The sequence below is a fragment of the Draconibacterium sp. genome (genome assembly GCF_041583095.1).
Lineage (GTDB): Bacteria > Bacteroidota > Bacteroidia > Bacteroidales > Prolixibacteraceae > Draconibacterium.
The window spans coordinates 21,082-42,674 of record NZ_JBFHGM010000003.1; the positions used below are offsets into that span (position 1 = coordinate 21,082).

Annotated in this window: 12 protein-coding genes; 11 read left to right on the plus strand and 1 reads right to left on the minus strand. The window is 40.8% G+C overall.

Annotation, left to right across the window (positions count from 1 at the left end; genetic code table 11):
* The first annotated feature begins 12 nt into the window (after positions 1–12).
* From dhaL to ABZB17_RS00490, 11 genes are all read left to right on the plus strand, one after another.
* Positions 13–654 (plus strand): dihydroxyacetone kinase subunit DhaL, encoded by a 642-nt coding sequence (gene dhaL / locus ABZB17_RS00440; RefSeq protein WP_372647334.1) that lies wholly within the window; start codon positions 13–15, stop codon positions 652–654.
* Between the two features lie 69 nt (positions 655–723).
* Positions 724–1,707 carry a sugar phosphate isomerase/epimerase family protein gene (locus tag ABZB17_RS00445; protein WP_372647335.1) on the plus strand — a complete coding sequence of 328 codons (984 nt, stop codon included), beginning with the start codon at positions 724–726 and terminating at the stop codon, positions 1,705–1,707.
* Positions 1,708–1,728: 21 nt separating this feature from the next.
* Positions 1,729–3,549, plus strand: a complete 1,821-nt coding sequence (locus tag ABZB17_RS00450) for a DUF5060 domain-containing protein (RefSeq protein ID WP_372647336.1) — start codon at positions 1,729–1,731, stop codon at positions 3,547–3,549.
* Between the two features lie 51 nt (positions 3,550–3,600).
* Positions 3,601–6,636 (plus strand): DUF5060 domain-containing protein, encoded by a 3,036-nt coding sequence (locus tag ABZB17_RS00455; protein ID WP_372647337.1) that lies wholly within the window; start codon positions 3,601–3,603, stop codon positions 6,634–6,636.
* A 166-nt stretch (positions 6,637–6,802) separates the two neighbouring features.
* Positions 6,803–8,668 carry a family 43 glycosylhydrolase gene (locus ABZB17_RS00460; protein ID WP_372647338.1) on the plus strand — a complete coding sequence of 622 codons (1,866 nt, stop codon included), beginning with the start codon at positions 6,803–6,805 and terminating at the stop codon, positions 8,666–8,668.
* Between the two features lie 3 nt (positions 8,669–8,671).
* Positions 8,672–9,688: a glycoside hydrolase family 43 protein gene (locus ABZB17_RS00465; RefSeq protein WP_372647339.1), complete on the plus strand. Its 1,017-nt coding sequence runs from the start codon at positions 8,672–8,674 to the stop codon at positions 9,686–9,688.
* A complete protein-coding gene (locus tag ABZB17_RS00470; protein WP_372647340.1) occupies positions 9,685–11,046 on the plus strand; it encodes a sulfatase in 1,362 nt (453 codons plus the stop codon). The genes ABZB17_RS00465 and ABZB17_RS00470 overlap by 4 nt, the downstream gene beginning before the upstream one ends.
* Before the next feature lie 105 nt (positions 11,047–11,151).
* Positions 11,152–15,411: a response regulator gene (locus ABZB17_RS00475; protein WP_372647341.1), complete on the plus strand. Its 4,260-nt coding sequence runs from the start codon at positions 11,152–11,154 to the stop codon at positions 15,409–15,411.
* A gap of 216 nt (positions 15,412–15,627) precedes the next feature.
* On the plus strand, positions 15,628–17,184 hold the full coding sequence (locus ABZB17_RS00480) for an arylsulfatase (protein ID WP_372647342.1): 1,557 nt from the start codon (positions 15,628–15,630) through the stop codon (positions 17,182–17,184).
* Between the two features lie 183 nt (positions 17,185–17,367).
* The gene (locus tag ABZB17_RS00485) at positions 17,368–17,982 is read left to right on the plus strand and encodes an ankyrin repeat domain-containing protein (protein ID WP_372647343.1); all 615 of its coding nucleotides are present in this window, start codon (positions 17,368–17,370) and stop codon (positions 17,980–17,982) included.
* A 99-nt stretch (positions 17,983–18,081) separates the two neighbouring features.
* Positions 18,082–18,621 (plus strand): GNAT family N-acetyltransferase, encoded by a 540-nt coding sequence (locus tag ABZB17_RS00490; RefSeq protein WP_372647344.1) that lies wholly within the window; start codon positions 18,082–18,084, stop codon positions 18,619–18,621.
* A 48-nt stretch (positions 18,622–18,669) separates the two neighbouring features.
* On the opposite strand, the gene ABZB17_RS00495 is transcribed toward ABZB17_RS00490, so the two are convergent.
* Entirely contained in the window at positions 18,670–21,276 is a 2,607-nt protein-coding gene (locus ABZB17_RS00495) for a TonB-dependent receptor (protein WP_372647345.1), read from the minus strand.
* Between the last annotated feature and the right edge of the window lie 317 nt (positions 21,277–21,593).

Sequence of the window (21,593 nt, forward strand, 5' to 3'; positions counted from 1 at the left end):
CTCAGAAAAAAAATGAAGACATTTTCAAATAAAGATGGGGCACTTATCATTGAGAACATGATTAAGGCTATTCACGAAAATAAGCAGTATTTAAGCGATATCGACGGTTTAATTGGCGACGGCGATCATGGAATTAACATGAACAAGGGGTTTCAGCTATGCAAAACGGAGCTCGAAAACAATCCGGGCGATCTGGCTCATTCAGCCAAAACGCTGTCAAAAATACTAATGATGAAAATTGGCGGCTCCATGGGGCCTTTGTACGGAAAGTTATACCGCGGTTTTGCCAAAGAATTAAGCGGAATCGAAGAAATTGGTATCAAAGAAATGGGTGCAGCACTGGAAGCAATGCTTTCTCAAATTCAAACCATTTCGCCGGCAAAACCAGGCGACAAAACCCTGCTCGATACGCTTGTGCCAGCCATTGAAGCCTATCAGAAATCGACTGCCGAAAACAACGACTTCGTTACAGCTTTGCAAGCCATGAAATCGGCTGCAAAGGTAGGTCGCGATTCAACAAAAAATATGGTGGCGCAATTGGGGAGGGCAAGCCGTTTGGGCGAACGTTCGCGCGGAGTACTGGATGCCGGAGCAACCTCATGCTGCCTGCTTCTGGAAACATTGGCAGATACATCAACACAATTGTTAAAATAAAGTATTAATCGAGGATTGGAGACAGATGAGGAAAAACATCTCATGGCTCCAACTACCAATTTAAAAAATATGTCAGAAATAAAACAAGGAGTTATAATCGGTTTTTTGGGAAAAACCCAGGACCGTTTCTCAGAATATCAGGCACCGGTTACAACCGAACAAAAATTAGAATTTGTATCGAAAATTGAAGGCTTTTCAGGAGTTGAAATGGTTTTTCCGTACGAAAATGAAGGACCAGAGGCAACCAAGGCATTAATGGATAAATACAAACTGGAATTTGCAGCCATTAACGTAAACATTAAAAAAGAAGCCGAGTGGGTGCCAGGAGCCCTTTCGCGCCCCGATAAAGGAATACGCGACCGCGCGGTGGCCATGATAAAAAAAGCCAAAGACTTTGCGAAAGCTGTGGGTGCGCCACATGTAACCTGTTGCCCATTAAGCGACGGATACGATGTGCTCTTCCAGATCAACTATAAAACAGCCTGGAACTTTATGGTGGAAACCTTTGCCGAAGCTGCCGATTATTTGCCTGAAGTGCCTCTCTTTCTCGAACCCAAATTCTCCGAAACACGTGTGCATTGTCAGATCGACTCAACTGCAAAAGGCTTACTGTTGTTAAAAGATGTACAATGCAAAAATACAGGCATTACGCTTGATATGGGACACTCGCTGCAAAGCCAGGAAAATCCTGCCCAGGCCCTGTCGCTTATCTACGAAAATGGTTTTGATGCATACATCCACACCAACGATAACGACACCAAAGCCGATTGGGATTTAATTGGTGCAAGCCGTCATTTTTTGCATTACGTTGAACTAATGTATTGGGCGCAGGAATACGGTTATAACAAGTATTTTACCACCGATGCATCTCCACGTATTTTTGATGTTCTGGAATTTTTCAACCGCCATTCAGAGGTAACAAAAGGTGCTTATGAATTGGCAAAAAAATTAAACCACCAGCAAATAACAGAAATGATGAAAGCTGAAGATTACAACGGTTTGATGAAAATGGTAAACAAGGAAATTTATCGGATATTAAATTTGAACCCATAACTAAATCGTAATTAATAGATCATGAAACAAATTCTAATCATTTTATTGGCAGGGCTGGTGCTTTTTTCGTGTTCGCCTACTCAACCAGAAATTACAGGCGAATTAAAAACCTGGCATAAAATTACTTTAACTTTTGACGGTCCTGAGTCGTCTGAAACGGCAACGCCAAACCCGTTTACTGACTACCGCCTTGAAGTTACTTTTTCGCAAAACGAACAGCAGTTTGTGGTTCCGGGTTATTTTGCCGCCGATGGTGAGGCGGCCTTTACCTCGGCCGATGCAGGAAACAAATGGCGCGTACATTTTTCGCCCAACAAAACCGGGCAGTGGAATTACGAGGTTTCGTTTAAAAAAGGTGCCGGAATTGCTATTAGCGAAGACGAAGGTGAAAGCGCCAAATTTATGGATGGCGCTAAAGGTTCGTTTACCGTTGAAAAAACAGACAAATCAGGAAGAGATTTGCGCGCACATGGCCGATTACAATATGTGGGAGAGCATTACCAGCAGTTTGCTGAAACCGGACAGTATTTTTTAAAATGTGGAGCCGATGCTCCTGAAAACTTTCTGGCTTACTACGAAATTGATAACACTCCCAATGTTGGCGATCGATTGAAGAAATGGGAAGCGCACGGCGTTGACTACGACACCGATGCCGATGCATTTTTATGGGGACCCGAAAAACAAAAAGGAAAAAATATTTTGGGTGCCATAAATTATCTGGCAGGAAAAGGAATGAACGCATTTTCGTTTTTAACTTTTAATACCGATGGCGACGACCGCAATGTTTACCCTTATTTGCTGAAAGTAAGCAACGAAGAATACGAGAAGGCTGCCAACGTTAAAAAGAATCCGAAACAGTGGGAAGAACTTACCATCCACGATCGTTTTGATGTGTCGAAAATGGACCAGTGGGAACAAATTTTTGCCTATGGCGAAATGAAAGGAATGTTTTTGCACTTTAAAACACAGGAAAACGAAAACGACCAGAAAATGGATGGTGGAGATGTTGGCCCTGAGCGAAAATTGTACTACCGCGAATTAATTGCAAGATACAGTCATCACCTGGCTTTAAATTGGAACCTGGGTGAAGAAATGACACAAACCGTTGAACAGGTGAAGGATATGGCCAGCTATTTTGAAGCCAATGATCCGTACAAAAGTCTGATTGTTTTGCATACTTATCCCGATCAACACGACAAATATTATGCGCCACTAATTGGTGAAAATTCAGCGCTTACCGGCTTGTCGGTTCAAACCAATAAAGTCGACTTTTCACTGGTACACAGTGCCGTTAATAAATGGGTGGAAGCATCGGCCGAAACAGGTAAAAAGTGGGTCGTTGCAGTTGACGAGCCCGGCGATGCCTCGCATGCCTTAATTACCGACGAAGAAGACCCTGAACATAACGACGCCCGAATTAACGGGGTGTGGGGAACTTTTATGGCAGGCGGTTGTGGCAACGAATGGTATTTCGGATACAAACACCCGCACTCCGATCTTACCTGCGAATCGTGGCGTTCGCGCGACCTGTTTTGGGACCAGTGTAAAATTGCGCTCGATTTCTTTAACGAAAACGAAATTCCGGTTGAAACCATGGTAAATGCCAACGAGCTTACCACAACCAAAAATGATTATGTGTTTGCAAAAACCGGCCAGGTGTACCTTGTTTACAGTAAAACCGGAGAGGATATTGACATTACTTTGCCTGATGTTGGCTACACCGCCACCTGGTTTAATCCAAGGAATGGAACAAGCATGCCAATAACCGAAAGTACAGCAAACGAAGAAATTAAGCTCCAATGCCCATCAGTACAGGATTGGCTGCTTTATTTGCAAAAGTAGCTTGATAAAAATTAGCTAACACGGCTAAATAAATACACTAAACAAAAACAAATGAAAGTTAAATTAGCACTCCTGCTGACATTTATTTGTTGGCAAGCTTTTCCGGCAAAAGCTCAAAATTTCACAAATCCAATTGTAGAAAACAATGTTGTTTTTGAAGAAGAAAAGGGCATGATGGCCGTTGAAGCTGAATATTATTTTAAGCAATCAAAAAATGATGTCAGACAATGGTACCGGACCTCGAAAAACGAACAGGCAAAAGTTGGCCGCGACGAGGATGCTTCGCACTGTAAAGATGCAGGTAATAATGCCTATGTTGAGATTTTGCCCGATACCCGTGTTACCCACGGCGATAAATTAACTGCCGGCGAGAATTTTAGTAACACAGCCGGCGAAATGGCAATTTTGCATTATAAAGTAAAAATTAATAACCCCGGGCGTTATTACGTGTGGGTGCGTGCCTATAGCTCGGGTAGCGAAGACAATGGGATTCATGTAGGAATAAACGGCACATGGCCCGAAACAGGCCAAAGGATGCAATGGTGCGAGGGGAAAAACAACTGGCGTTGGGAAAGTAAACAACGAACTGAAAAAAATCATTGCGGCGAGGCCTACAAAATTTACCTTGATATTGACGAAGCTGGTGAGCACGAAATAATGTTTAGCATGCGTGAGGATGGTTTTGAATTTGATCGCTTCTTGCTTACCAATGAAAAAGAATACATCCCTCAGGGTATTGGCCCATCTGTTAAAATTGCTGCCGGAAAACTACCGGAACCCTATCCGGAGGTAAGCGAAAACCCGGTTTCAAAAAAATCATTTTTATACGCGGTTGAAACAGCTGTTAAAGGAGTAAAACTTATTCGTGCATCAGCATTTCCACTTGAAGGAACTGATTTTTATTCCGACAAAAACGGACAATGGCTGGCTGTAAATCCCGAAGAACACAAGAAAGCATCGTCAACTATAAGGTACAACGGCCCCGAAGGAAATAGAGACATATTGTTTTTAGCCGTGGGCGAGAACGATGGTAACTCTACCTATACCATTCTTGTTAACGATAAAGAAGTAGGAAATTTTACTGCTCCGCCAAGTAAAAACTCGTTTGAAGAAGGAGCACGGTACATGGGCCTGTTTGGAAATATAGCCTTAAAAAAAGAAGATAAAATAACCGTTGTTGCAGAAGTTGGCAGTAACGATGGCCAGGAATTTAGTCGTGGCCGTTGGAGTGGTGTGGCTTTTGCTCCGGTAGGTCAGGGCGCGGCTGCAATGGTTGCCATTGGCGATGCCGGATCAATTGGCAATGCCGGGCCTATGGCAAACAAAAATAGTAAACTGCCCAATGTAACTCCTGAAATTACAGGCGAGTTGAAAAAATGGCACAAAGTAACGCTTACTTTTGATGGCCCTCAAACGGCGGAGGATGCCCAATTTAATCCTTTTGTGAACTATCGGTTTAATGTGCTTTTTACACATGCCGAATCAGGAGATGAATACAAGGTGCCGGGGTATTTTGCCGCCGACGGTAATGCTGCTGAAACTTCGGCAAAAGCAGGTAACAAATGGCGGGTGCATTTTGCACCTCCCAAAACCGGAAAATGGAGCTATAAAGTTGATTTCAGAAAAGGAAACTTTGCCGCTATTGCCTACAAAAAGGACAAAGGCCAAAGCGGTGGATTTATGGATACTTCGGAAGGAGAGTTCACCATTGCAGAGTCGGATAAAACCGGGAACGATAACCGTGCAAATGGCAGGTTGCAGTATGACGGAACCCGCTACCTGAAATATGCAGAAACAGGCAAACCAATGTTTAAAGTGGGGCCTGATGCCCCGGAAAACTTTCTGGCTTATGTTGATTTTGATGGCGATGCTGCAAGCGATGGCCATAAAGATAACCTCATGAAAACGTGGGACGCGCACGAAAAAGATTGGAAAGAGGGCGATCCCGTTTGGCAAGGCAACAAAGGAAAAGCAATAGTTGGGGCGGTAAATTACCTGGCATCAAAAGGATTAAATGTATTTTCGTTTTTAACCAACAACATTGCAGGCGACGATCAAAATGTATATCCTTATGTTGAATATGATACCTACGACCGTTTTGATTGCTCGAAGCTCGACCAGTGGGAACTGGTTTTTGAACATGCTGATAAACTGGGTATGTTTTTGCATTTCAAAACGCTTGAGTTTGAAAACCAGGGACTGTTGGACAATGGGGCAATTGGCGCCAATACCAAATTATACTACCGAGAGCTAATGGCACGTTTTGGGCATCATTTGGCACTTAACTGGAACATCGGTGAGGAAATTGGCGACTGGGCAAATCCTCCAACGCCACCAATGGAAACTGCGCAGCGCCTGGCGGCTGCAGAATATTTTTACGAGCACGATCCTTATCATCATCATGTGGTTATTCATAACGGTGTTCCGTTTTACGATATTTTAGGCAGCGAAAGTTATTATTCAGGAATTTCCTTACAAACCAACAAGGCCGATTTTAGCCGTGTGCACGCCCAGGTGCTGCATTGGTTAAACGAGTCGGAAAAGGCCGGAAAACAGTGGGCGGTTGCCTGCGACGAGCCCGGAGATGCACAACATTCGTTGGTGCCTGATGCTGAAGACCCAAGCCACGACAATGCACGCATTAACGGATTGTGGGGCACTTTTATGGCCGGAGGATGGGGAACCGAATGGTACTTTGGTTACAAACATGCCCATTCCGACTTAACATGTCAGGATTACCGTTCCCGCGATTTATTCTGGAATCAGTGCAAATACCTTCGCGATTTCTTCGAGGGAAATAACATACCGGTTGAAACAACCAAAAACCACGACGAACTGGTTGCCGGGGGAGATTACTGCCTGGCCAGCGAGGGCGAATTGTACATTGTTTTTCTTCGGAATGGAAAGGGAACATTAAACCTTGAAAACATAAGTGGCGAGTTTACGCTGCAATGGTTTAATCCCCGGAACGGAGGGCCACTTCAATATGGTAAAATCAAAAAAATTACGGCCGGAAGCAAACACGAATTAGCGGGTGCTCCTTCAGATGAAAATAAAGACTGGGTAATACTTCTGCGTAGGCATTAATGGTATAGTTTTAAGTAGTAAATGGTTGAGGGGTAGTTTAATAACTGCTCCTCTTTTTTTTGCTGCCCTGTACAGGTGTGTTAAACTTGCGTACCCACAGAAAAGTACAAAATCAGCAAATACCATAGTTTTGCTTCTAAATAAATAACTATTCGAACTAAAAACTATGAAGCAAAAACTGCTCTTTATTTTCATCCTTGGTTTGGGGGTAACTTGTACGTCTACTGCCCAGTTTTTAGTGCATCCCGATTACGATGCAAAACCAATTTTACCTTTAGTTGAAGGTTTAACGCATCCACATGTTTGTGTGGCTCCAAATGGTTGGTATTATTTAACCGGAACCGTTGGCGACCCTAAAAACAATTTTCAAAACGATGGTATTTACCTCTGGAGATCGAAAGATTTAAATAATTGGCAGGATTTGGGAAAAGTTTTTGATGTTTCTGAAATTACCTGGCAGAAAAGGGGAGAGCCGGTTTATGGAACGAATCACTCAAAACGCAGGTCAGGATGTCGTGGTGCAGAACTACATTTTGTAAAAGGAGAATATTACCTGGTTTATTCAACAGTTTATCAATCCATTGGTATTTTAAAAAGCAAAACAGGCGATGCAGAAGGGCCATACGAAGATTGGTCGAAATTATTACCCTGGGGCTATGATCCTTCGCTTTTTGAAGATGAAGATGGAAATGTTTATCTCACCTGGAACGGGGGGTATATTGCACGTTTATCTGATGATTTGAAAGCACTGGATGAAAGTCCGAAAGCTATTATTCCTGAAATCTTTCCTTCAAAAGGTTGGGGCGAATATCCTGTATTGGATAAAGTTGGAACAGCCGGTGCGCATATAATAAAGCTGAATGGTAAATACTGTTTGGTAGCCAGCGATCTGCAACATCGAATGGGAACCTGGTGCGATGATCAGTTCCTATCTGTTTCTGACGGAGATATCTATGGCCCATACCACCGTCGTGAGTTTGTCGTGCCACATGCTGCACACTCTACTATTTTTAAAGACAGAGAAGGGAACTGGTGGAGCACCTTTGCCGGTAACGTCGATGATTCTTATGCTATGTTCACAGGGGCAACAGGATTGATTCCCCTGGTGGAAGGAACAAGATACCATTTGAAACCTTCGCCGAAAGTTATTTTGGAAAAAGGAGTAATTGGCAGTATGCACCCGGTAAAATCGGTGAAAGATATTTTTATGCGCGATCCAAGCATTTGTGTTGGTCATGACGGTGCCTATTATTTAGTTTCCACCTTAGGTGAACCTTCTCAGCCTCCACATGGAGGATTGAAAATGTGGCGTTCCACCGATCTGGAAAACTGGGACGCCTTGGGGTATATCTGGAACTGGGATAAAAATGCGACCTGGCAAACCAATCGTAAACGCGACGAACCGAATCGAAAAGAAATGTTATGGGCTCCGGAAATTTCCTACATCAACGGAACTTACTGGATCTGTTTCAGCCACAGTTTAACACCTCGTGTAACTTCCTTGATAAAAAGTTCAACCGGCCTGCCTGAAGGACCTTTTATCGATCCCGTTGGAGGCCCTATAAGTGATGGCATCGACGGATTTCTATTTCAGGATGAAGATGGTGAAGTCTATTATTTATGGGGAGGCGGACAAATGGTAAAAATGAAAAAGGATATGAGTGGATTTGCCGAAGAACCGATAACCATATTAGCCGGAAGTTGGGAAAAAATGGGATACGAAGGCTGTTGTCTTATTAAATATAAAGGGAAATACATTCTCACTGCTTCCGACCACAGCGGTGATCATAATGGCACTTACGATTTAATGTACGCCATTTCCGATAATGTCGAAGGACCTTATTCTGAACGTCGGTTTGCAGCAGGACATGCAGGACATGCCACATTATTTCAGGGAACTGACAATAGGTTGTATTGTACGGTTTTCGGCAGCGATTCGTACTGTCCGGTTCATCAACAACTTGGTATTATTGAAGTTGATTTTGATGAGGATTTTAACTTTATCATCAAAAACACTAAGATCGGTTATTAAATCATGAAAGGAATTCTTGTAATAGTTTTTTTGTGCTTCAGCCAGATTTTGTGGAGCCAGCAAGTCAGTGAGTGGAAACTGAGCGATATACCCATTCGCGATCCTTATATTCTTCCAGTGGAAGAATTAGGGACTTATTATCTGTATAGTGCTACTAGAGGTGTATTGCGCGGGGCTGATAGTAGGCAAGGAGTTTGTGTATACAAGAGCAGTGATTTGAATATCTGGGAAGGGCCATTAATTGTTTTTGAGAATCCTGAAGGTTTCTGGGCCGATCCCGTTCACGGTATTTGGGCTCCCGAAGTGCATAGATACAAAGAAAAATATTATCTATTTGCCACATTTACCAATCCAGAAGATACAATTGAAATAAGGTCGGATGGAATTCCCGTAATGCTACGGGGAACACAAATACTTGTAGCCGATAGTCCCATGGGATCTTTTCAACCTCTTAATCTGGAAAAACCAACCACTCCCAAAATATGGTCGGCACTGGATGGAACCCTCTGGCTTGAGAATGGAAATCCATTTATGGTTTTTTGTCATGAATGGGTTCAAATCAACAACGGAACATTTGAAATGGTTGAACTTAAAAATGATTTATCCGGATTTGCAGGTAAGCCACAAACAATTTTTAAAGCCAACAACGCAACCTGGGTAAAACGTATGGATTTACTGGGGAAGAAATATAAAGGCCAATCGATCCCCGGTTTTGTATCTGATGGTCCTTTTATTTACCGGCTTCCTTCAGGAAAAATAATCTGTCTTACCTCCAGTTTTGGCGAAAAAGGGTATTCCCTTTCCTATGCAATTGCTGAATCCGGAAAATTGGCAGGGCCCTGGTTTCATCCTGAAAAACCGCTTTTAACCGGTGGACACGGACATGGTATGCTGTTCAAAACATTCGATGGAAAGTTGATGTTGACATGCCATTATCCCAATACCAGTCCGTCAAAAGCAGTGATTTATGAGGTTGAAGAATTGAATAGCGGATTAACAATAAAGGGTAAAAACAAATGAGACAACTGATATTTATAGTATTAACACTCTTTGTGGCTGTGGCATCAGCCCAACAAAAACCAAACGTATTATTTCTGATCGTTGACGACATGAACGACTATGGTTTTTACGGAACTGTTCCTCAAATTAAGATGCCGTATCTTGATAAATTTAAGGAAACTGCAGTTGTTTTCGAAAATGCCAATTGTGGATCACCGGTATGTACTCCTTCGCGCGCTGCTGTTTTTAGTGGATTATTCCCACACAATACCGGCGCGTATTTCAACGGTTGCGATCCCTGGAACAAATCAAAAAAGTTAATTAACCAGGAAACGCTTCCTGAAATGTTTAAACGTAATGGCTACGAAACTTTCGGCCGAGGAAAGCTGTATCATGCTAAACTTGCCCCGGGCCGCATTGAGAATAACTTTGATAACAGGCCTCTTTATGGCGGAGGTTTTGGCCCTTTTCCGGATGAAGAGCATCAGATAAAAGGTAAATTTTGGGGAATACAATCATTTCCTGATTCCATTTTTCCGGATGTAAAAAATGCGGATGCCGCCGTTGATTTTCTAAACCAAAATCATGAAAAACCATTTTTTCTGGCTTTAGGTTTGTGGCGACCTCATACACCTTTTACCTGTCCCCAACGATTTTATGACATGTACAACATTGACGATGTTGAACTTCCTATAGGGTACAATGAGAACGACCTTTCAGATATTCCGGAAATTGCCAAAGAATTGCTGGATCCGTTCGGACGTTTTAATCCCGGAAATACTCAGGAATGGAAAGAACTGATTCGGGCTTACTATGCCTGTACGTCTTTTGCCGACTGGAGTATTGGCCGGGTTATCGAAGCTCTGGATAAAAGTAAATATGCTGAAAATACTATTGTTGTATTTTGGTCGGACAATGGATATCATTGTGGCGAGAAAAACCATTGGGAAAAGAATACGCTTTGGGAACAGGCAGCAAGAACACCAATGGCAGTTCGTGTCCCAAAAGCAAGAGGAAATGGTAAATATTGTTATGCCCCGGTTAGCTCGGTTGATTTGTATCCAACATTAACAGAGCTGTGTGGTTTAGATCAAAAAAATAAAACAGACGGTAACAGCTTGAAACGTTTGTTGGACGATGTGGAACTCGATTGGCAGCCCGCTCTTACAACTTTTGGCGAAGGTTTTTCATCAGTAAGAGACAAACGTTACAGATATATTCGTTATTCGGATGGTAGTGAGGAGTTATATGACCATCTGTATGATCCCTATGAACTCAATAATATTGAAGGAGAGCCAGAATTAAAAAAAGTAAAAGAACGTTTAAGAAAATATATCCCAAAGGAATTCTCGAAAGAATTAGCGGGGAGAAGAAGCTAGCTCTTAAACGAGAATTTGGGTAAAATTCCTTAATTAAGAATTATGCAGTGATGCATTTTATATATTTGATAAAGATATTTTTACAGAATTAATAGGAGGAAGAGTATGAAGCGGTGGATTATTTTTAGTGTAATTATGTTGTTAACCCAAGTATTATGCACTGCACAAAACAATAAACGGTTTCGTCATTTAGACGTTAACCGAGGCCTCGTGCATACCGATGCAACCGCCATAACAGAAGATGCAAAGGCTTTAATTTGGATTGGCACAAACGCCGGAATACAACAATTTGATGGCCAACAAACGAAGTTGTTTTTTAATACAACATCTAAAAATAACCAGGTTTACAATAATCGCATCCTGGATTTGTATGCTCAAGAGAAAATACTTTGGGTGGCAAGCGAAGGAGGTTTACACCTCTTCGACTTAGAAAAAGAAAAACACATTCCTTTGAGTTACTCAGGGCTGAATTTTAATGCCTCTCCTCAACAGGTTTCAAAAATTATTGGTTTACAAAACGATGTATGGTTGGTTAGCCAGGGGAATCTGTACCGAGCTCGTTTAAATGAGGGCAAGCAAGAGCTGGATATTCAGAAGATATCGGACCTGACAAACGTTCCCGAGGCATTCAAAACCTGTGAGATAGTTTCATTAGAAACAAACCAAAAAGATGTATTATGGGTAGGAACCAGTGCAGGGGTAGCTACTTTGTTATCGAAAAATGATACTATCGAATTTCTTGAATTTACAAATAATAACAAACAGACTTTAGGATTTGTGCAGGCAAGAATAAATCATCTTCGGTTTCATAACAACCAATTATGGTTTGTAACGCCTAATTATTTACAAGTATTTTCACTCGAAAACAACAATTACCGTTTACGAAGTTTGTTAAAAACCATCTCTCTTGATGAAGCTTTCATAGGCACGGAATGGGAGCATGAGGTCAGAAGTTTGAATGATTTTTTGGTCGATGGGGAGAATAATTTTTGGTGTGGAACCAGCGCAGGTTTGCTCTTTATTAACGAACCTTTAAGCCAAAGTCCCCAGTCGCAAATATTTAATCATTCGCAGTATAACCCATTTTCCATTTCTTCAAATAATATATCGAAATTATTGCTCGACCACTCCAACTGTTTGTGGGCTTCAACTTGGGCTGGTGGAGTGTCATTCCTCGATTTAGAACAAAAGCAATTTAGTCTACTGGTGAAAGACCCTAGCCGCGAGGGATATTCACTTACCGACCCCTTTGTGAGGGCAATTACCCAGGATAATTTGGGCCGGGTGTGGGTGGCCGGACAAAATGAGGGTATTGATTTTTACAATCCTAAAACAGGAAGATGTGTGCCCTTTAAAATTGGAAACGTACAAAACGAATCGCTTACCAGTACACGGGTAAGATCGTTAAAATATCACAAAAATAAAGTATACATTGGAACTACCGAAGGGCTTGATATTATAGATTTGGCAACAAACAGTATTTATAATTATCCCGGAATTTTCGGGCAATCGAATCCTGCCTATTCTATGGATTTTGATAATTATAATAATCTCTGGGTAGGTACCTGGCGTGGAGGTTTGTTTCAGTTTAGAATAGAGAATAATACACCTATTAAGATTTCAGAGATTAATGAAAACAAAACAAATCGTTTGTTCTTAAGTTCAAATCAGGTAAACTATGTGTTTGTTGATAAGACTAAAAATGAGGTGCTTGCTGGCACTAAAAAAGGATTGAACCGGTTGTTGCTCGGAAATTATGGATGGGTGAATAACATCATTTACTACCGCAGTAACGAAACCGATTTATCTTTGAGCAGCGAGTACATTTGGCCAATCCAGAAAGAAAGCGATACTGTATATTGGGTAGGAACACTCGGAGGTGGTCTAAATCGTTTTGTAATGCTTGATGGCTGGGACGAAAACCATAACGGTAATTATAAGGCCAGTTCTTTTTCTGTTGAAGAAGGGGCTCCCGCAAATGATATTGAATCGTTACTAACCGATGATGACGGTAACATCTGGATTGGTTCGAAAGGCCTGTCGATGTTTAATCCTAAAAATTATGAGTTTTGGAATTTTGATGTAAATGACGGGCTGCAAAGCAATGGTTTTAAAATTGGCTCAGCTTACAAAAATGATGATGGGATTTTGTTCTTTGGAGGCATAAAAGGAATGAACCATTTTGATCCTCGCGATATTAAGCGTAATGAAATAAAACCTACCATTATTTTAAATGGCTTGCGTATTCGTAATACTGAAATTTTACCGGGGCAAGAAGTGAACGGGCGAATTTTATTGGAATCAGGTTTAGCATACAAAAAGGAATTAGAATTAAATTATAAAGAAAATGAGTTTTCGTTATCGTTTGCTTCATTGCACTACGCCAATCCTGAAAAGTGTCATTATAAATACCAGCTGGTAGATTATGATTCCGATTGGAATTTTATTTCAGGGCAATATCCGGTGGCTAATTATTCGAACCTTAAATATGGTAACTACATTTTTAAGGTCGACGCCACCAACGGTGATGGTTTGTGGAGCGAAAATCCAATTGAATTGGAAATACATATTAGTCCGCCGTGGTGGTTTAGCGGTTGGGCATACATCGCATATTTTGTGTTGTTTGTAAGCATGTCGGGAGGCGTATTCTATTATACCAACCGTTGGATGAAATTACGAAACGAGTTAAAATTGGTTGAATCCGAAGAACAGAAAAAGGAGGAGTTACACCAAATGAAACTACAGTTTTTTATGAATATATCGCATGAGTTTAAAACACCTCTAACCCTAATTCAGACTCCAATTGAGAAACTGAAAATGGGGAAGCTGCAAGTTGACGAACAAAATAAAATGTTGAATTTGATATCGGAAAATGCCAATCGTTTATTAAAATTGGTTAGCGAACTTATGGATTTCCGAAAGGCAGAAGTGGGACGATTGGAACTACATGCAGGAAAAGGTGATATAAAAGAATTTGCTGAAAAAGTGTATCAGCAATTTGTGCCGCTTTGCCAGAACAGTTCAATTGATTATTCGTATTCGTGCGAGGTTGTTCCTGAAGTTTGGTTCGAACCCGAAAAAATGTCGACAATTTTGTACAATCTGCTTGCAAATGCTATTAATTACACTGAAGAAGGCGGTTCGGTAAAAATGAACGTTTTTCAGAAGGAACGAAAAGGATTACAGGTGTTTTATGACCATAGTATTGAAGTTGGTGAAGCCCATGCAAACAACAATTATATTTATATTCAGGTAATTGATACAGGCATTGGAATTTCTAAAAAGTCTATTGGTCAGATTTTCGACCGCTTCTACCACATGAATACTTCGAAAACCAAACACCTTGGCACGGGAATTGGGTTGGCCTTGTTGAAAAACCTGGTTCTGCTACATCATGGTCATGTTATTGTAAGTAGCCAGAGAAATGTGGGAACCGAATTTTTGGTGGGTTTACCTATTGGTGATGATCATTTACAAGCGGAAGAAAAATTATTGGAAATGTCCGATGCTATGCAAATAGAACTGGAAGAAGTGGCAATTCATAATGTTGAAAATACCCCGGATTTGCCGAATCACGTTCTGGATGAATTAAATGCCATGCCCATATTACTTTTGGTTGAAGATAACAAAGAACTGCGGGATGTATTACACGAACATTTTGCCCATGACTTTAAAGTTATTGAAGCGGAGAACGGAAAAGATGCTTTGGCAAAAATGGAAAATAAAACGATCAACCTGGTGGTGAGTGATATTATGATGCCCGAAATGGATGGTTTGGAGTTGGTTAAAACTTTGCGAGAAGATATTCAAACCAGTCACATTCCTATTGCTTTGTTAACTGCAAAATCATCGATTGAAGACCAGATTGCCGGAACCGAAGCTGGTGCCGATTTGTATTTTCCCAAACCGTTTAATCTGAAACTGATGGATTTAAAAATTAGGCAATTACTTGACTCTCATCAGAAACTGAAAGATAAATATGCCTCCAATGTTTTTGCAGAAAGTCGCGAACTGGCACGCACCCAAAAAGACAAAGAGTTTCTGGAACATTTTATGGAACTGGTAGATGAGAATATTGATAATAACGATTTTTCCATCAACCATATTTGCAGGGAAATGAGCATCGGACGTACCAATTTGTATAAGAAAATACGTTCATTAACCGGGCAATCAATGGGCGAATTTATTCGTGGATTGCGACTAAAAAAAGCGGCAAAAATTCTCATTTCCGAAGATGTTTCTATTTCCGAAGTACTGTATCGGGTAGGAATTAACAGCAATTCGTATTTCACAAAATCTTTTAAAGCTCAGTTTGGAATGACGCCGACAGAGTTTATTCAGCAGAATGTAGGGAATTGCAATTAACCTAATATGAACCTATTTACCAATATGTTGAACAAAATTGCTAATGGGTATTAATTCTTCGGATTAGTTTTGTTTTGTAAAAATCAATAAAGATGAAACTTTTACATAGCTAATTGGAGCTCTAAAAGGAAACGAATATGTAAAATATTCACATTTGGGAAGATATTTGTTACAAATAGGTGTTCCATACATTGCATATTATATAATCTTAGTCATATGAAAATTAAAAATATTTTACTTTTAGCATTGATTGTTTCAGTGTTTATAGGATGCAATCAGAAATCACAAAATAAGCAAACACAAGAAGACTCGGCATCTAAACCAAATATTGTTGTTATTTATCTCGATGATCTGGGTTATGGAGATGTAAGTGCCTATGGTGCTACAGAAATTCAAACACCAAACATTGATCGTTTGGCAAACGAAGGCGTAATGTTTACTGATGGACATGCATCATCGGCAACTTGTACACCGAGTCGTTATGCCCTGTTAACCGGAGTTTATCCGTGGCGAAATATGGATGCCAAAATTTTGCCGGGCACTGCACCGCTGATTATTGATACCGCACAGGTAACCATTCCTAAAATGTTAAAAGAGCAGGGGTATTATACCGGAGTGGTTGGAAAATGGCACCTTGGCTTAGGTAGCGGTTATGTAAACTGGAACGAACATGTTTCGCCAGGGCCAAATGAAGTGGGTTTCGACTACTCGTATATTATGGCAGCCACACAAGACCGCGTACCAACAGTTTATCTTAAAGATGGCTTGGTGGAAGGCCTCGATCCAGACGATCCGATAGAAGTGGACTACAGTAAGAATCTTGAAGGCGAGCCAACCGGTAAGGACAATCCTGAATTGCTGACCATGAAATGGCACCACGGGCATAACAATTCAATCGTTAATGGCATTCCGCGAATCGGCTTTATGAAGGGTGGTGAGAAAGCTAAATGGAGCGATGTGGATATGGCCGACCATTTTCTTGTTAAAGCACAGAACTACGTAAAGCAGCATAAAAACGAGCCCTTCTTTTTGTATTATGCCTTGCAGCAACCTCATGTTCCGCGTACACCACATCCTCGATTTGTTGGCAGTACCGACCTTGGACCGCGTGGCGATGTGATTGTGGAGGCTGACTGGTGTGTTGGCGAGTTTATGAGAACACTTGAAGAAGAGGGGATTCTCGAAAATACGCTGATTATTTTCTCAAGCGATAACGGGCCGGTACTTAACGACGGCTATTTTGATGATGCTGTAGAGCGAATTGGCGATCATGATCAAAATGGAGGGTTACGAGGTGGTAAATACAGTTTATTTGAAGCTGGTACACGTGTCCCGTTCATCACTTATTGGAAGGGAAAGATTGAACCTAAAAAATCGAATGCTTTGATTTGTCAGCTTGATATACTGGCATCATTGGCAGAACTAACCGGGGCAGATGTAAAAGATACTGACAGCAAGGAATTGTTGTCTGTTCTTTTGGGAAAGTCGGATAAAGGAAGAGATGAACTTGTATTGGAGGCATCTTCCCGCACAGCACTGCGAAATGATAATTGGTTGATGATTCCGCCCTACAAAGGACCGGCAGTTTCAAGTCAGGTAAATATCGAATTAGGAAACTCGGAAGAATTTCAGCTTTATGATTTGAGTCGCGACCTTAGCCAGCAACAAAATCTTGCAAAAACAAATCCCAATCAACTTGAAATAATGATCGAGCAATATAAATCTGTTGTTGGAGAAATCAATTCCGATGTGGAAGCTTTGGAACTGAAATAATTTTCTTTATCTATGCATTGCTCTATGTGAATAAATCGCATGGTTGATTGATGAGCATTTGCATTTTCTTTCTGCGGATTTTAGGCTTAACTCAGGACAGACGCTGGTATGCCAGTAAAGGAAATGTTTAGCTCGAAAAAAGTGGTTAAAACATCATTGTTAAAAAACAAAATCAATTAAAAAATGAATAAACTTAGATTGGTAGCAACAATCATGATTCTCAGTATTTCTATTTTGTCGTGTGGAACTAAGGCTGGAAATGAATCAAAAAAGGGTGAATCAAATAATGAATCCACGTCATCTGAAAATGAAAAAACAGATTTTGACACATCATTAATTTTTCAGGCCTCACTTGAAGGAAATATACAAATTGTACAAGATGCACTCAACGAGGGTTTTGATCCTAATTCCGTTGATGAAAATATAAGAACAGCTTTAATGTTAGCTGCATATAACGGAAATAACGAGATTGTAAAACTTCTGATTAATAAGGGAGCGAATGTAAATTCAATAGATGAGATTGATCGGACAGCATTAATGTATGCTTCTACCGGCCCGTTTGTAAATACCGTTATAACCTTATTAGAGGCTGGAGCAAAGCCTAATTTGATAGAAAAAGAAGAGAATTGGACTGCTGCTATGATGGCTGCAGCAGAAGGGCAGCTCGAAGTTTTAAAAACACTTGTTAGCTATGGTGCCGATCTTAATATGGTGGATGTCGACGGAGAATCTTCATTGGATTTTGCCAGTTCAAACGGACATTCGGCTGTAGGTGAATATATTAAATCCATTCAGTGAAAGTGAACTATTACCACAGTTTATACTATAAAGTCTGATGCAAAATAGTTTTTGGCAAGTTAGATGCTATTTTTTTGTTATAAATAAACTCTGTCAGGCATGGAAGAACAGATATTAGAAGTTCCTGTTAAAATTTATTATCTAAAGATGAGTATGAAGCCAGAGGTTGAGTTTGACAGATCTGATGCGCCTGATTTTACATTTCAAAGATTAGCAACCCCTATTTCAACCGAAGATTACTTATATTTCTACCGCACTGTTGGAGAAGCATATAATTGGCTTGATCGACTATTATTGGAAAAAAGCAAGCTCTATGACGAGATTAATTCACCCAAAACTGAACTTTTTATTTACTCTGTGTTTCAAAAATTTGCTGGATTTGCCGAATTTGTCAGGGAAAGTGAATATACAGAAATTCTTTACTTTGGATTATTCCCAGATTATATTGGAAAGGGATATGGCAAATCATTTATGCAGACTGTCATTAATGAAGCATGGCATAAAGGTTCGAAATGGATACAACTCAATACTTGTGAATTGGACCATCCCAATGCTTTGCCCACATACCTGAAATCAGGGTTTGAATTAGATAAAGTAGTTGTCGAAAATCGAAAAGTAAAACAGCTAGGTGAATTTTAAATCAGATTTTATCCGATATCTTTTCACATCGGAAGAACTAATTCTGCTTTAGAAATACTTATCCCCAATCAACCGTTGTTTCGTTTGATCTTTTCGTTGATTAAAGGTGAATGACGCCCCGATTTCCACAATCTGTCCTTCATAATCGTACACCCAGTCGCGTTGAAATACATCCATGCCATTGGCCGTAGCACCGGTATATCCGCCTGCCTGGTTGGTGCCAATAATATCGAGCATTTTGGCATAGAAATTCCAACCTTGCAGTTTTGCTGGAGTAAAATTCAGTGAAGCGTTCATCATCTGAAACTTCAGATCTTCGCCCTGTGGAGTAACCGTCCCCGATTTATAGGAATAATCGATGGTAAATTTCAACGGCGCAAGAATCGTCCAGCTCAGGTTCGATTTTGCATCCCAGTTTACACTGTTGCTACTGCTTTGGTCGCCAAAAAGTGTTTCATTCGATTCTACCGAAAACTGGTAAAGTGAGCCACCAAGGAATAGTTTCACTTTGCTCGAAATATCAAGATTTAATCCTAGTTCACCACCTGTGGCCAACTGTGTTCCTGCATTGGTAAAACTACGAAGTAAAACACCTCCTTTATTGGCAAGGTTATAATCCAAACGGTTAACCCGGTATATGGCATCTGTGGTTGAACGTACAAAACCGGTAAGCGACAGGCTGTGTTTGCCCAGTAAACGATTATAGTTCAGGTCGGCATTCCAGCTGTATTCAGGTTCCAACAGTGGGTCACCCATTTCGAAAATCTCCTGGTGTCGACGATATAAGAAAGGAGCCATGTCTTTTGCCGGCGGACGGTTAACACGGTGACTTGCCGCCAGCGAAATTACATCAGCATCGGTGGCCTGATACCTTAAATGAAGCGTTGGAAAAATATCAAATTGGTTTTGTTTGAATTCAGTTTCGTTAAAATCACGTCCAATTTCGCCAAACACATCGTAAACCTCTTCAAAGTACCTGGTGCTGCTTACATTCATTTGCTGATCGAGATATTCAAAACGCACGCCCCAAATATATTGCAACTTATTTGCGGTTCCTGAATATTCAATAAAAGCAGCATAAATATCGCGGTTTAAATCAATGGTATTATTGAAGTAGTCATAGCCTGCAAAATCATTCGTGCTTATATTTACCGTATCGTATTCATAAATACCATCCAAGCGTACCAACTCTGATACAACCCCCAGATTAAGCGAATTTCCGTTATCAAAATCTTTCTGATAATTCATTTCAAAACGATAAGCATCCAACGGCGTTTCGTCGCGCTGATACGAGTGAAATACCGGATTACCATCGTTGTTGGAATTATAGTCGTAATATTGCTGATCACCTGTATATGCAAACTCTTTATTATCGATGGTTTGCTCCAGGTTCGAGTCTTCGTATAGGAACGAGATATTTAAGGCTGAGTTGTTGTTACTCTCCCAAAAATAGTCAACCCCAATATTTTGGAAATCACCTCTCCTGTGGATTTCGTTCGGGTTATACAATTCGTACAGCGTTCCGTCAATGGGAGCACCGGTTGTAGTATTGCTGAAAAACGTTTCATATTTATAGTGTGCGGCACGTCCGGTATGTCGTTTTGAATAAAGATAATTGGCCGATATTTGCGAATTGCGACCCAGCTTATAATCCATTCCAATATTGGTATACAGGTTTTCATCCCACTTGGGGCGTGCTCCCATTCCGTCGAGAATGTAATAGCTGCCTTGATAGGGTTGCGTCTCATTCTGGTATATGTAGGTGTAAATATCGCCAATTCCTTTGTTGTGCCGGTTGGTATAATTCACTGCTCCGTGCAGGCTAAGCCTATCCATATTATAATTCAGGCTAAGTCCACCGTTTACCCGGTTGTTGTTTATATCGTGATTACTGAACACGTCGGTTGCATTTTTCCAGGGTGTTCCTCCCAGCATTCCGGTGGCCACAACAGTAAGGCCGCTGTTGGTGTTACGCTTGGTGGTGATGTTAATAATACCACCCTTTCCCTGTGCGTTATACCTTGAGGAAGGCACTGTAATAATGTCGATGTCCTGAATATTTTCGCTTGGTATTTGCCCCAGTAGTACAGAAGCACTGGTATTGGTAGGTTTCCCATTTAGGTATACCACAAAATCAGACGATCCGCGCACCGAAATCTCGTTCTCACTGCTCACAGATACCGAGGGAAGCTTACTCAGCACGTCGATAGCTGTACCTCCTCTTGCGGTTTCAAAATCAGAAGCCTGGTAGGTTTTCCGGTCTATTTTGTTTGTCGATGTTCTCGATGCCGCAGCCACTTCCACGGTCTCAATACCAATAAGGTCAGGTTCAAGAGCAATTGTTCCCATATCAACATTCTTGTTATTGGATGAAAGGGTAATATCCTGTAATTCCTGCGACTTGTAGCCGATAAAAGATACCGACAGCTTGTAAGACCCGTATGGAATATCTTCAATGATAAAATTTCCGTTCTCGGTTGAAACACTTCCTGCATATGCATTTTCCTCACCTGCTTTAACAAGAGCAACGGTGGCAAATGGTATATTTTCGTTTGTTGCTTTATCGCTTATCACACCGCTGAGCGATCCCTTTTGGGCAAATCCAGTTGACGTTACCAATAAGAAAGTGCATAGAAGTAATACTGTTTTTTTCATAAAAGTTCGTTGATAATTTATATAGAAGACATGCGTGTCTTTAATTGGTGGCAAAAATAGTAAAATATCGTTAGGAGAGTGGGAATTGTTAAGGTTTATGGACAATTTTAACTACTACTGATTTAACTCTACGATTTGTAGTAAATCGATCTGAGTGAATCAGTAGATTTATAAAATGTAAAAAGCACCCAACCCAAAGGAAAGATGCTTTTGTTCTCCACAAATCAAATACATTATACAGCTTCGTCCGAAGCAGGAGGAAGCGGTATTTCTTCCTCTGGCTCACTATCAGAGCGTCCCTGATTTACGTAGCTTCA